Annotated in this window: 9 protein-coding genes; 3 read left to right on the forward strand and 6 right to left on the reverse strand. The window is 37.1% G+C overall.

The genetic code is table 11. The features are described 5' to 3' along the window. Positions 1-146 precede the first annotated feature (146 nt). Positions 147-362 carry a hypothetical protein gene (locus tag M9949_07190; protein MCO5251191.1) on the reverse strand — a complete coding sequence of 72 codons (216 nt, stop codon included), beginning with the start codon at positions 360-362 and terminating at the stop codon, positions 147-149. 386 nt (positions 363-748) lie between these two features. Here M9949_07190 and M9949_07195 point away from each other — a divergent pair, with 386 nt between their 5' ends. Together M9949_07195 and M9949_07200 are read left to right on the forward strand one after the other, a co-directional pair. Continuing rightward, complete coding sequence (locus M9949_07195; protein ID MCO5251192.1) at positions 749-2,974, forward strand: tetratricopeptide repeat-containing sensor histidine kinase; 2,226 nt, start codon at positions 749-751, stop codon at positions 2,972-2,974. Positions 2,975-3,047: 73 nt separating this feature from the next. After that, positions 3,048-5,006 carry an acetoacetate--CoA ligase gene (locus tag M9949_07200; GenBank protein ID MCO5251193.1) on the forward strand — a complete coding sequence of 653 codons (1,959 nt, stop codon included), beginning with the start codon at positions 3,048-3,050 and terminating at the stop codon, positions 5,004-5,006. On the opposite strand, the gene uvrB is transcribed toward M9949_07200, so the two are convergent. Further along, positions 4,998-7,043: an excinuclease ABC subunit UvrB gene (gene uvrB, locus M9949_07205; GenBank protein ID MCO5251194.1), complete on the reverse strand. Its 2,046-nt coding sequence runs from the start codon at positions 7,041-7,043 to the stop codon at positions 4,998-5,000. The genes M9949_07200 and uvrB overlap by 9 nt on opposite strands. A 69-nt stretch (positions 7,044-7,112) precedes the next feature. On the opposite strand from uvrB, the gene M9949_07210 reads away from it, so the two are divergent. After that, positions 7,113-7,874: a M50 family metallopeptidase gene (locus M9949_07210; protein MCO5251195.1), complete on the forward strand. Its 762-nt coding sequence runs from the start codon at positions 7,113-7,115 to the stop codon at positions 7,872-7,874. Here M9949_07210 and M9949_07215 read toward each other — a convergent pair. From M9949_07215 to M9949_07230, 4 genes are read right to left on the reverse strand one after another with little or no spacing between them, the layout of a single operon-like run. Continuing rightward, entirely contained in the window at positions 7,842-8,936 is a 1,095-nt protein-coding gene (locus tag M9949_07215; GenBank protein MCO5251196.1) for a hypothetical protein, read from the reverse strand. The two genes, M9949_07210 and M9949_07215, sit on opposite strands and share 33 nt — an antisense overlap. Next, complete coding sequence (locus M9949_07220; protein MCO5251197.1) at positions 8,933-9,853, reverse strand: T9SS type A sorting domain-containing protein; 921 nt, start codon at positions 9,851-9,853, stop codon at positions 8,933-8,935. Before M9949_07220 ends, M9949_07215 begins: the two co-directional genes overlap by 4 nt. Further along, positions 9,850-11,841 (reverse strand): TonB-dependent receptor, encoded by a 1,992-nt coding sequence (locus M9949_07225; protein ID MCO5251198.1) that lies wholly within the window; start codon positions 11,839-11,841, stop codon positions 9,850-9,852. Before M9949_07225 ends, M9949_07220 begins: the two co-directional genes overlap by 4 nt. Before the next feature lie 11 nt (positions 11,842-11,852). Continuing rightward, positions 11,853-14,222, reverse strand: a complete 2,370-nt coding sequence (locus M9949_07230; protein ID MCO5251199.1) for a T9SS type A sorting domain-containing protein — start codon at positions 14,220-14,222, stop codon at positions 11,853-11,855. Positions 14,223-14,267 lie beyond the last annotated feature (45 nt).

A 14,267-nucleotide genomic window follows, 5' to 3' on the forward strand; every position in this document is an offset into this window, starting at 1 on the left:
ACAATACCAAAAATAATTTACGCAAATCTAATAATTATTTTTGACGTAACTGAATCTAAAAACATTTTGAACGCAAAAAAAAAAGCAACCCTTAATAGGGTTACTTTACATGGCTGTGATTTAAAAAAATCTAAATCAGTTTTGTATTAGTTACGAATTGGTTCTGTATCAACGTCGGGTTCGACGACATCAATTTGTCCATCGTAAAGTTCAATAATTTCGTTCTCAAGAACAGGGTCTTGTTGAACAGATTCGATAATAGGTTGGTTAATTTGAATAATTTCCTCGACTTCGGTTGTAGTATAAGTTACACCCGAAACTAAAATTTGAAAATACCACAGAATCGCAATGAAAATTTCCATTTTTATTACTCCAAAAAAAAATTATTAAAAAAATACATTAAAAAAGTGTTGAAGGTTGCCACAGCCATTGTCTTAGTGACAAACCCAAACATCTCTGTTTTTCAAATAAGTGCATCCTGCATATCAGTTCATCCTTTAAAAATCACTTGAAGAGTGACAAAGTCAATGCCAGGGGCATTATAACTATCCGAAATTAAGATTCCTTTTTTTCCATAAATTCAAACAAATCTTCTTATAACAGCAACCAATGCAGACTTCCATTGTTTTGACCATTCAATTGTGAATAAAAATAAAAAAAATTGTGTTGGAATTATAAAATTCTTCGTTAAATTTGTTGAAGAAATTTAGACATTTTGAAATAAATAGGTGAATATTAGCATTCAGATATGAAACAATTTATAAGACTATTTAACCGGATTATACTAATTGTTACATTATTGCTATGTACAGTTTCGGTTTTTTGTTTTGAAAACCCGCAAGACGATACTGACAACGTAGAAAATTTTTTATTCGCATTGCCCGATGACCAAAAAGCAATCAAGCTAAATCAATTGGCAATGGAAATTGTAGCCCAAGACCCGCAAAAAGCTATTAATTATTCAAACCGCTCTCTAAAAATAGCTTTACAAAAAAATTATTTGACTGAGATTGCCAATTCATACAGTAATATTGGTTTGGCTTATGATTACCTTGGTGATTATAAAATTGCATTGGAGAACCATGTTGAAGCTTTGAGGATTCGAGAAATTCAAAAAGACAGGCCTGGCATGGCTCAGTCATTGAATAATATTGGTGTCATTTATTATAATATTAAAGCTTTTCACGAAGCAAAAGAATTCTATGAAAGAGCTTTAAAATTTAGAATTGCAGTCGGTGACACAACCGAGATATACAAATCTCTTAATAATATTGGTCTTGTCAGTTACGATGTTGGCGAATTCAGCAAATCCCTTGAATATTACTTTGAAATGTTGAAAATTGTGGAAAGCACGTCTAACGATGGTGAATTAGGCAATGTTTATAACAAAATTGCAAAAGTTTACTATGCTCTCAAAATGTATGATGAGGCTTTAACCTTTTATCAGAAAGCTTCTAAATCAAGTAAATTATCTAACAACAATGCCGAATTGGCACGTTCACTGACCAATATTGGCAATATTTACTTTGAAACAAATAGATTTAAAGAGGCCTTAACTTCATACGATAACGCTCTTATTATTCGTGACGAAAATAAGGATAAGAAAGGGATTGGTATTCTTCTGAACAACATAGGTATGATACATAAACAAATGGGCAATTATCCCAAAGCACTTGATTATTGTACACGTTCGATAGCTGCAAGATTGGAAACAGGTGATAGCTCCGGAGTATTCCATCCACTTACTACCAAAGCTCAAATATTCATCTTGTTAAAAAATTATGATGATGCTATAAGCAATCTTAATATAGCAAATGAAATCGCTAATAGTTTAGGAGACAAAAAGCAATTAATTATAGTTTATGAACTTTACCATGATTTGTACAGAGAAATTGGTAACTACCGCTCGGCTCTGGATTATTACAAATTGTATTCGAATACCAAAGACAGTTTGATAAATGAAGAAAGCAATAAGAGAATTGCCGAATTGAAAATATCGTATGATGTGGACAAAAAGGAAAAAGAGAATATAATGCTGAGGCAACAGAATGAAAGCCAACGCAGGATAAACGAGATTCAGAAGACATCTTTCATAATGATAACATTCTTGATTTTCGTTTTGCTCATAATGTTCTATTTCCGATACAAAACTAATCAGCGAACAAACAGACTCTTGAGTACCAAAAATCAAACGATTTCCGAACAAACAGACAAGCTCGAACTTATACTCAAAGATTTGCGTGAAAACGAGAAGAAGCTGATTGAATCCAACGCTACTAAAGATAAGTTCTTTACAATCATAGCCCACGACTTGAAAAATCCGCTTCATGCTATTGTATTGTCATCAGATACAATTAAAACGAAGTTCAAGATGATGACCGAGCAGCAACACGTTGATTTGATTAGCCAAATCCACAAAGCCGGGTTGCACTTGTCGAATTTGCTCGAAAACTTGCTATTCTGGTCAAAAGCACAAAGTGGTGCTATGAAACCTGAACGCCAAATGATTGATTTATCATTTTTAGTAGCCGAAAATGTAAAGCTACTTTCAGAATCAGCCAAAAACAAGGGAATCACAATCCAATCCGGAAACGGTGGCTCTGTTTATGCATACGCTGACCCGAATATGATAAATACAGTGATTAGGAATATAATGTCTAATGCAATAAAATTCACATCAAAAGGTGGTGAAATTCATTTAAGCACCCGAATCAACAACGAATATTGCGAACTTAAAGTCAAGGACACAGGCGTAGGCATAAGTGAAGAAGATTTGAAAAAACTCTTCAGAATTGATGTTCATTATTCTACATTTGGCACTTCAAGAGAGAAAGGCACAGGGTTGGGGCTAATTTTGTGCAGAGAATTCATGGAAATGAATCATGGTTCAATTGAAGCCGAAAGTACAATTGGCAAGGGTACGGTATTAACTATAAAAATCCCTCTCAAACCTTCAAAATCATCTACTGATTAGACTGCAAATTATTCCTATTCAATACTCAGTATCGTTTCACGTCATTCAAAACGTTAAACTAATGTGAGATGTGATGAAAAAGCAAGCTTTGTGGACACCTGCCGGTGATAATATAAATGAATCCAATATGACCCAATTCATAAATTTCGTTAATTTGAAATATGGATTAAAGCTCAGTTCATACCACGAACTGTACGATTGGTCAATAAAATACATTGCAAATTTCTGGGAGGACATTTGGCAATTTATGGATGTAGTCTATGAGCAGCCCTACAAAAGCGTAATCTCGAAAGTTAATTCTGCATTGCCGGATTCAGATATCCGAAACTATCGTTGGTTTAAAGGGGCAAAATTGAATTTTGCTGAAAATCTGCTTAAATTTCGTGATAGTGAATTAGCGATTGCATATTATTCGGAAGACTCCAAACCGATTTACATGTCTTATGGACAATTGTATGAAATGACTGCAAAATGTGCCTTAGGACTGAAAGCTCTGGGAGTGGGCAAAGGCGACAGAGTTGCAGGTTATATCAGCAACAATCCACAAGCAATCATTGCAATGCTTGCAACGATTTCCATTGGTGCAATTTGGACATCCACTTCACCTGATTTTGGTGTTAACGGTGTCGTTGACAGATTCTCACAAGTGGAACCCAAGGTTCTGATTGCAGTTGACGGCTATAAATACAACGGTAAGACAATTTCATTGGCTGAAAATCTAAATGAGATTCATTTGAAACTCGAACAGACTAAGAAAACCGTCATCATCAATCAAATAAATGCTGAAATAAAAGGCTTTGAGTATATCTCTTGGGATAATCTGCTTGATAATAAAGCAGGAGAAATTGAATTTGAAATGTCTGAATTTGACCATCCTATATATATAATGTATTCGTCCGGAACAACGGGCGTACCCAAATGCATCGTACACGGAGCAGGAGGTACATTGCTCCAACATATGAAGGAATTGGTATTGCACACAAATTTGACAGATATGGACAAAATTTTCTATTTCACAACTTGTGGATGGATGATGTGGAATTGGCTTGTTAGTTCATTGAGTGTAGGTGCTACAGTTGTACTTTATGACGGTAGTCCCTCCTATCCTGACTTGAATGCTATGTGGAAAATGGCTGACGAAGAAGGAATAAGCGTTTTTGGGACAAGTCCGAAATTTTTGAGTGCATGCCCAAAAGCCGGAATCAATCCGGTCAACAATTTTGAATTATCGGAATTGAAAACAATTTTGTCCACCGGCTCGCCACTTTCTAAAGATAATTTTGAGTGGGTTTACGAAAATGTCAAATCTGACGTGCGTTTGTCGTCAATTTCCGGTGGTACTGACATTATTTCATGTTTCATGCTGGGAAATCCAAATTTACCCGTTTATTCGGAGGAAATCCAATGTCGCGGTTTGGGAATGAAAGTAGAAGCTTGGGACGAGAACGGCAAAGCTGTTTCGGATAGCAAAGGCGAACTTGTTTGCACGGCACCATTTCCATCAATGCCTGTTTACTTCTGGAATGATACAGACGATGAGAAGTACGAAGCCGCATATTTTGAGACATTCCCGGGTGTTTGGCATCATGGCGATTTCATTACCATTACCGAAAACGGTGGTATCATCGTGCATGGCAGGTCGGACGCAACTTTGAATCCGGGAGGAGTTCGCATCGGAACCTCAGAGATATATAGAATCGTAGAAGCAATGGACGAAATTTCTGACTCAATTGTTATCGGACTGCCTAAGGAAAATGATGTAGAAATCGTACTTTTTGTTGTGCTGAAAAACGATGCTGAATTGACTACAGAATTGGTCAATAATATCAAAAACGAAATTAGAACTAATTTAACAGCACGACATATACCCAAGACAATTCATCAAATTTCTGAAGTGCCCGTCACATTGAATGGAAAAAAAGTAGAGCTTGCAGTTCTAAACGTTCTTTTGGGAGTTGAAGTCAAAAATAAGACTTCAATCGCCAATCAGGATTCACTCTTGCAATTTGAAAAAATCAGAGCTCTAATCTGAGTCTATTTGCCAATCGCCTTTGAGTGTATTTATTTCGTCTCTCAATTCGGCGGCGCGCTCGAAATCTAAGTTTTTGGCGGATTCTTTCATTTGTGCAAACATTTGGTTCAATACTTCTTTCTTTTGCTCTTTCGACATGAACTTCACAACAGGTTCTGCAGCGATTTTCACTTCATTGCTATTTGCAGATTTGTTAATCCGCCCAACTGTTGGGTGATGTATGTCAGCAATCGAAGTTGACGACAGAATTTCCTCCAAAGATTTATAAACCGTGGTGGGATTGATTCCGTGTAAGGTGTTATATTCGGATTGTAACTGTCTGCGGCGATTTGTTTCGGAAATTAGATGATTGATTGATTTAGTCAATTTATCTGCGTAAAGAATCACTAAACCATCAACATTTCGCGCTGTACGCCCTGCAATTTGCAATAATGATGTCTGACTACGCAAGAAGCCCTCCTTATCGGCGTCAAGCACTGCAACAAGCGATACTTCAGGCAAATCGAGCCCTTCACGCAAAAGATTCACACCTACCAAAACATCAAAATGCCCCAAACGCAAATTGCGGATAATTTCGACACGTTCAAGGGAATCAACATCGGAATGAATATAAGCCACTTGAATATTCAGATTTTTCAGATAATCGGTCAAATCTTCTGCCATTCGTTTAGTAAGAGTTGTCACCAAAACTCTCTCTTTTTTGACGACTCTGATACGTATTTCAGCCAATAAATCATCAATTTGTGTTTTTATAGGGCGAACCGAAATCTGCGGGTCGAGCAATCCTGTTGGTCTGATAACCTGTTCCACCACGACTCCTTCGCATTTCTCCAATTCAAAATCTGAAGGAGTTGCACTCACAAACACGACTTGATTAATCAATGATTCAAATTCATCAAACCTCAGTGGTCGGTTTTCGATAGCTGATGGCAAGCGGAAACCATGCTCGACCAAACTCATTTTACGAGAGCGGTCACCATTATACATTCCCCGAACCTGCGGCACAGAAACGTGACTTTCATCAATTATCAACAAATAATCATCAGGGAAAAAGTCGAAAATACAATGCGGTCTTTCGCCAAAAGTTCTGCCGGTCAGGTGCATCGAATAGTTCTCGATACCCGAGCAATAGCCGACTTCCTTCATCATTTCAAGGTCAAACATAGTTCGTTGCTCCAAACGTTGTGCTTCGAAATATTTATCTTGCAATCGAAGCTCTTTTAATCGCTCTGCTAATTCATCACGAATGAATTGCATAGCCACTGTTAATCTATCTTCGGGCGTTACGAATAGTTTTGCCGGATGGAGCGTAACTTCAGTTTCGTTTGTCAAAACTCTGCCTGTACTGACTTCAATTGTAGAGATTTTGTCAATTTCATCTCCGAACAATTCAATCCTATAGCCCAAATCCGACTCGTATGCAGGAACAATGTCAATAATATCACCACGAACTCGGAAATTGCCACGCTTAAAATCAAAATCGTTACGTTCGTAATGCAACTCCGATAGCTTATAGAGCAGCTTTTGACGTGGTAGAAACATTCCCTTCCGCATTTGGAACAGGAATTTCTCAAAATCTTCCTTTTTGCCAATACTATAAATGCAACTGACCGATGCAACAATGATTATGTCACGTCTGCCTTCGACAAGACTGCTTGTGGCTTTGAGCCTTAGCCTGTCAATTTCGTCGTTGATAGCAAAGTCTTTTTCGATGTATGTATCGGATTTGGAAATATATGCTTCGGGTTGGTAATAATCATAGTAGGAGATGAAGAATTCGACAGCATTTTCGGGGAAAAAGGATTTGAATTCGGCATATAACTGAGCAGCTAAAGTCTTATTTGGCGAAATCACCAAAGTCGGCTTTTGTACATGCTGAATCACATTCGACATAGTAAATGTCTTACCTGAGCCCGTGACACCGAGCAAAGTCTGGAATTTATCACCTCTTTCGAGCCCTTCAATTAGCTCTCGGATGGCTTTGGGTTGGTCTCCCGCAGGTTTATAACTCGAATTTAACTTAAATGTATTCATAATTTTTCCGATTCAAAGAAATTTTATTAAATTAGTACGTCAAAACTTATAAAAATAAGGAATAAAATATAAATGACGAATCAAGAAATAGTAAAATCTCAAACAAATAAATCTATTTATGGTGTGATGGCTTTCGGCTTACTCACCATTATATTATGGAATGTGCCTTTCGGGAACATGATTTTGTATCCATTTACTATCTTAGGTACTTGGTTTCATGAATTAGCTCATGGCTTGATGGCACTCATTTTAGGTGCAAGTTTCAATAAGCTCGTGATTTTTCCTAATGGTTCGGGTTACGCCCAATTCAGCTATTCATCTCTGTTCTTAGGGAATTTTGGGAATGCTTTGGTAGCAGCGGCAGGTCCGATAGGTCCGACAATCGCCGGAGCTCTGTTCTTAGTAGCATCGACTAAGAAGCGAAGCACTGAAATTGCACTCTACTCCTTGAGTTTTTTCCTTATAATTTCTACGTTGCTTTGGGTGCGTCCTTGGTTTGGTTTTGGTTTCGTAATGATTCTCCTCTTTTCGGTAATTATCACTTTTATAGCTTTCAAAGGCAAAGATATTGTCAAAACCATCACATTACAGTTGCTTGCAGTGCAGGCATTTGCAAGTATGTACCAAGGAATCGGATATTTGTTTTCAAAGGGAGCAGTAGTTGATGGACAACAAAACTTTTCTGATACTCAAGTAATTGCTGAAAATTTGCTTCTACCTCATTGGTTTTGGGCATTTACAATTTTAGCTTTCTCGGTTTATATTATTTATCTGAGTTTTAAATATGTGCTTGCTAAGAAATCACCGGACAAAAGCAATGCAGTTGGGGTTTAGACCGACGGGAATATTTCGGGTCATGCTATTTCCATTAATTTGAGACAATGTGCCGTTAGATTGGTGATTTTTAGCATTTCCGACCCAAACAGAGCCATCAATGGGTGAAACGGAAAGAGCGTAAAGTATATCATTATTATCAGTGGTGATTAAATTTCCATAATTTCCACTTTGTAAAGCTACAAATGAGACTGCTGCGTTGGATTTAGTCTTGTCAGAGCGCTTTTGGTCAATAAAAAACAAGGAATCGCCATTCATTGACAGCGACATTCTGAAAGGATTACATCGCCAATGTCGCCCAATTGAGTTATCTAAAGTACTTATTTCTACAATGCCACCGAGTGAATCAGTTAATGATGGCAAGTTGTAATATGCGGCATATAGCATTTGATTTTTCGGGTTATAGACTACTTCGCAGACATTTGGACCGATTTCAATTTTACGGACTTCTGATTTTGAAATTACATCAATCACTGAAATCGTTTTCGCATACTCGTGATTGGAATTGAAATCGCCATAAGCTGAATTGGCAACGTAAACTATTCCCGCGCTGCCGAGGCAAATTCCTTCAGGTTGCGGACCGACATCAATCAATTGCCCCGTAAATTCAAGCGTAGAGCGCTCAATCACGGCAACTTTGCTTTCAAATAGCAATGTGCAGTAAATATATTTCGAATCAATTTCTATTTTTCGAGGTCCAGAATTTTCCGGAAGATTGATTCTTTTAATCGTTTTTAAATTCTTAAGATTGATTACCTCGATAAAATTTCCGATTGTGGAGGATATATATATTGTATCATTTTCGATTATAATGTCGTTTGCGGTATCGCCCAAGCGAAATCCGACATTGCTTTGCGAATATGCTTCAACAACCGTCTTTCCCGATGCGGTATTGATATAAGTAATTTCCGAATTGTCATAGCCCATCAAGCCTTCGCACAAAACGAGACAATCACCGTAATTAACCTCAATTTCTTCCGTAATTGCAGGGTTACTCGGCGTTTTCACGCATGATGCAATGCCCAATATGATTAATAATATCGAAATTAATTTAACAATCATAATTTAACAAATTTATAAATTGATAAAATTTGACCTTGAGAATCTACTATTTGCATTAAATAAATTCCTGAACTGAAGCCGCTAATCGGAATTTGCAAATAATCACTAAAATTGTTAGAATTCATTTTGCGACCGAATATATCAAAAATTGATGCAATTAAATTAATATTAGGTTCATTGCTAATAACTTGAATATAATCATAGTTAGATTGAATTATAAAATCATATTTATTATCAAATTGGAGAATACTTGCTAATGATTCATCCATTAAATAACGAGCGGAAACTGCATCCAAATCAAATCCTGAGAGAATATGCTCAGGATTATAATACTTGTGTTTAGTTTCCAAAGTTAAGATGATTTCCGTAAAATCTGTGAGTTTAATATGCGTGATGAACGACAATCCTACATCATCTAAATCGAAAGCGTCGCCGCCGCAAGCAGGATGAATGAAGGGGTCTTTCGTACCGATAACCGGAGTTAATCCTGCTAATCCTTCCAGAGTTTCATTATCATACGGGAATTCGATAAAATGAATTCCATCTTGGCTCACAGCAACCTTAGCAGGTTCAGCGAAAATGCCCTTATTTATTGGGTTCAAAAAGGCATTCTCAAAAATTATGAAATCATAGCCCGGACCGTTAAACAATGCCTTGCCACTGAAACCGACTATGATTTCGCCACCTATTCCAATCGGCAGTACATCTGCCATAGATGAAGCCGGAACCTGTAAAGTTGCTTTTTCGGAGGGCGGTCCAAAAATATTTACTGGAAAATGCTTTTCCCATTCAACAGTTTCTACATAAACGCCGGGAGTGAATTGATAAACTGTATCAATGAAACCTTGCTCATAGTCCTGCGAGAATAACATAAAAGGTATGAAAATGAATAATATCATCGAAAAAAAGATTCTCATTGGTTTTCTCCGTAAATGAATTGCACAGATGCTCTGAAGATTCGCCCCGGCATAGGATAATTTTTGATGATTTCAAATTCGGTGTCAAACAGATTTTTCACATCAAAACGTAATTGAAATGCGAATTGCTCGAAATTGAATTTCCTCGTCAATGATACATCATAAATCAAATAATTATCAATTATCGAACTGTGATTATTGTCGCGAAGTGAATATGCAAAAGACGAGTAATTAAGCGTGTTGCCGAGTACGAAATCACTGTAAGTTACAAACAAAGTTAAGCCCATACTTTCTTGGGGAAAATACGGCAACAGCTTGTCATAGTTTGGGGATTCGGGCTGTTTGTCAATCACATTCATACGTGTATATGCAAAACTATACGAGAGCAAATTATCGAATAAAATTCCGTTCAAATCCAATTCAAAACCGTAAGAATCAACTTTACCGACGTTTTGAGCACTCCACTGAACCGGAGATTTTGGTACAGACAGAATCATATCGCTTGTGTTGATGTAAAAAACATTGCTTTGGACATTGAAATACTCGCTCAAATAGCTTCTGACACCAAGATTCACAGAAGTCGAACGCTCGGGCTTTAAATCGGAATTGCCATAATTCAAATAGTACAATTCATTGAAGGATGGCACTCGAAAGTTATACGAAATATTGATAGGAATTTCAATCATATCGTTGAATGGCATTAATATTACACCCAAAAAAGGCGACAATGCCGATGTATTATCGCTGAACAAGTCCAATCTCGTAGCTGCCACAACTCGCAAATAGTCTGAAATTTGCCTAAACTCTGATGTCAATCCAAGGGAAAATCCACTTCTGTCAACCTGTCCGCCGAGAGTTTTGTCAAGCATATCTCCAACCAATTGCGAATGAAAAAGCTCAGTTGAAAAATTCAAATCCAAATATTTTTTTTTCAATCGTAAATTACCTGAAAAAGTCAAATCATTTGCATAGAAATTTGTGTTGCCCGAATAGTTGAGCGGTACGTATTTGCTATCTATGAAATGATTTTCTGAATATTTATACGAAAACGATGATGTAAAAAGCATTGATTCTGAGAATAGCTTAGAATAACTTAGACTTGAAATTGAGAAAAATTCGTCGCTACGCGCTCTTAGAGATTCAATGCTTCCTTGCAAAACTGCTCCGGGCACACCTTTATTAGCGATATTAGATATTGATGAAAATCGCAAATGGCTCGATGAATCAAGCGAAAGCCCCGAAATTAGCCCAAAAGAGTATGATGAATAATCAGCATTCTCGCGATGATAATTATATTTTTTGCCGTATTGATTGATATTTAGACTATAATCGCCGTTTGTAGTCCGATATTCCCCAAAAGCTGAAATATTTATTCCACTCAAATTAGTCCCTCCGCTAAGGCTAATGAGGCGTTCACCGAAACTGCCAAGATTTGTGATAATCTTGGAAGTTTGCAAATTATAATTACTGCCAAAATCAATCACACCACCCATTGCATTGCTACCGTGCATTGCGGACATTCCTCCGCTTGTGGTTAGAATTCGGTCAATCAAAGAGACCGGAATCACGTTCAAATCAATCATTCCGTTCTGCGACGAATTGAGTTTTATACCGTCAAGCATTATTACAGTTTGCGATGCCATGCTGCCGCGCATAGATATAGTCTTGATTCCACCTAAGCCACCGTAATCCCTGATTTTAATTCCGGGAGTAAAATTCAATATTTCAGAGATTTGCATAGGCATGATTCTATTGATGAATTCAGAATTGATAACGCTTGTTCCGGAAAAATCAGCCAATGGTGTCATAATTTCTCGAGTCGCAACCACAGAGATAGTCGGGAACACAACTCTCGAACTGTCGCTTTCTATGGATTCGTAAGCAATAGAATTTCCGTAAAAAAAGAAAAACTGCATTAGCGATATAATAAGAAACTTCATGCACAGGGCTTTTGAAGAAAATACTTTATCAATAATGCAGTTTAACATTTTTATACCATTTACTTGACAATAGTCAAGGGTTGTGTTTTGCTGATTCTACCGTCTGAAACTGTAATGTAATAAGCTCCTGATGCCAAATTCTCGATTGGGAGCGACAAATTAATCATATTATTTGCAGGAATAATATTTTCCGACGAAAATACAAATTGACCGAATTGGTTAAATATATCCACTCTGATATTCGACATATTGTACCTATCATCTTTTAGAACAATAGCCAGACTACCGTTTGTTGGATTAGGATAAATCAAATCATTATTGTTGCTTCTCGGATTCGTTTCAACAGATGAGGGAGAAACATTTATAAAAATAACTTCGCTTGAGTATGACCCGTCAGATTCATATGGTGTGACGAAAAGTGCTGATATTGGATCATCAAACCCCATTGCAACTTCGACTTGTTCAATTTTGTGTCTGAGGGGAAGAACTTTATCTAGATAAGCTTGTCCATTAAATTCGTCTATATGGAAAGTCCTGACATCACTATTATAAGTAGGTACTAAAAGAACATCGAATATAGCGTATGGTTTACCGGGATATCCGGCGCCTTGTGTTCCAAGTCTGGTTGAACTAACAGAATTATCACTAAGTAAAAGTTGATGCAAAGAATAATCACCTTTTGAAGTGACAAAAAGAGATTGCAATATTGGTGAAAAAGTCAAATGATTTGCATTCAATCCGACATCAACAGTATTATCAAGTGTAAAATATTCCATATGCTTAATTGCTCCAAACATCAATTGAGATTCTGAACCCGATTCATCTTTGTCAGTCAATACAGCCATACTTATGATTGGCTTAGGATTCCCTTCTTCAAAATGAGGATAATACTTGAGGTCGCGAACATTCATACCGGCAAATACTCGTTGCAAAACCATACCCGACTGGGTATTAATCACCAAAATAGAATCTGCACCATCAAATTGGACAGCAGCTAATAAATGACTTCCGGCTAAATCAAGTGCTACTGCATCAATTTGAGCTATTTCGGGGTCATCAATTGCGAAATCGTCCAAATTATAAGAAGCGATATAGTTGTTATGAGGAATGTAAATTGTGCGATTTTCGCCATCAATAGCCGGTTTGAATGGCTCTTTCAAGCTGCCTAAAGGAAAAGTAAATTTATTTGTACTGACGCCTTCCTTATCAATTGTCCACCATGAAGGCGATTGCGAATTGTCACCAAGGCAAAAGACGTGATATACTTCCTGCACCTCATCATAATACGAGCCGATTGGTCTAATACCAACTAATGGGAAAGATACACTCTCATCTTCTAAAGGTGAACTGCCTGAATATTTATTAATAATAATAAACTCTGAGTTTGAATAGAACCAATTATAGGAACTTAACATAAAAAGGAATTCATCATCAAGTAAAACTGTTTCAATTTTGCCTAAACCGTTCGATACTACGTCATCTACACAACCTGTTTCGAGATTGATTACACGAGCATCGCCTTGATAAGTGGCTACAAACAATTTACCTTCCGAGACAAAAATATCTCTTGGTCCATTGTAAGCTATTGTGCCTGTGTAGAATGTTCTCGTTTCATGAGTTTCAACATCAATCTCGACAACTTTATGCTCTCCATTGACTGATACATACAATTTGCCATTATTGAATATCATATGATTCGGATTATTGCCGACAATAACTTCGTTTTCTAATTCAAAATCGGACATATGGCTAATAGGACCGAATTGGACAACTCCGTTTGCTTCTCCATATGGACCATTGGATAGTATTGCAATTGACAAGCCTGCCGATGATTGGTAGTAAACTGATTGCATTACGTTTTCTTTAGCAGTAACACTTTGCAAGACTTGGCCTGATGTAGTACTAAATACCTCAAGTTTGCCTACTTGCCCCGCTCCCGGGGTTACGGTCAACAAAAGATGTGCACCTGCTATTGAAATAGAAGTAGCATTGATAAAGGCTACTTGGTCATCATGAATATCGAAATCAATCATATCGAAAGCTTTGATGACTCCTTCAAACGGTATATAAACTACATCGTTTGCCCAATCGAATCCCGGACGAAAGACTTCGACACCGCTAGGAAATTTGAAAAAAGAGTCAAAGTCAAATTTCTTTTCAGCTTCGAACGTAGGGTCACCGGCTGATTCAACCTCTTTGATTATCCACCATGAAGGATATTCATCGCCTTCGTCAAGTTGTCCATTGTAATTTTCGTCCTTGCCTGCGCAAAAGACATGAATCGAACCATCGTTTGGAGATTTAACAATATGAACCGGTGTGAACCCTACTCCAAGCAAACTGTAATAAGAATACCCCTGTGCTGATAAAGGTGACTCAGATGCAATAAGTATGACCAATATAGCAGCAAAATAATAGAATTTAGCCATAGTAACTCCTAAAAGTATATATAAAAATTTTTTCGTAAGAAAAAT

This window comes from Candidatus Kapaibacterium sp., assembly GCA_023957315.1.
In the GTDB taxonomy this organism is placed as follows: domain Bacteria; phylum Bacteroidota; class Ignavibacteria; order Kapaibacteriales; family UBA2268; genus PGYU01.

Excerpts from the sequence above, each read along its gene's own strand:
- M9949_07190 (MCO5251191.1), bottom strand. The coding sequence starts at position 362 with ATGGAAATTTTCATTGCGATTCTGTGGTATTTTCAAATTTTAGTTTCG.
- M9949_07195 (MCO5251192.1), top strand. The coding sequence starts at position 749 with ATGAAACAATTTATAAGACTATTTAACCGGATTATACTAATTGTTACA.
- M9949_07200 (MCO5251193.1), top strand. The coding sequence starts at position 3,048 with ATGAAAAAGCAAGCTTTGTGGACACCTGCCGGTGATAATATAAATGAA.
- M9949_07210 (MCO5251195.1), top strand. The coding sequence starts at position 7,113 with ATGACGAATCAAGAAATAGTAAAATCTCAAACAAATAAATCTATTTAT.
- M9949_07215 (MCO5251196.1), bottom strand. The coding sequence starts at position 8,936 with ATGATTGTTAAATTAATTTCGATATTATTAATCATATTGGGCATTGCA.
- M9949_07220 (MCO5251197.1), bottom strand. The coding sequence starts at position 9,853 with ATGAGAATCTTTTTTTCGATGATATTATTCATTTTCATACCTTTTATG.
- M9949_07225 (MCO5251198.1), bottom strand. The coding sequence starts at position 11,841 with ATGTTAAACTGCATTATTGATAAAGTATTTTCTTCAAAAGCCCTGTGC.
- M9949_07230 (MCO5251199.1), bottom strand. The coding sequence starts at position 14,222 with ATGGCTAAATTCTATTATTTTGCTGCTATATTGGTCATACTTATTGCA.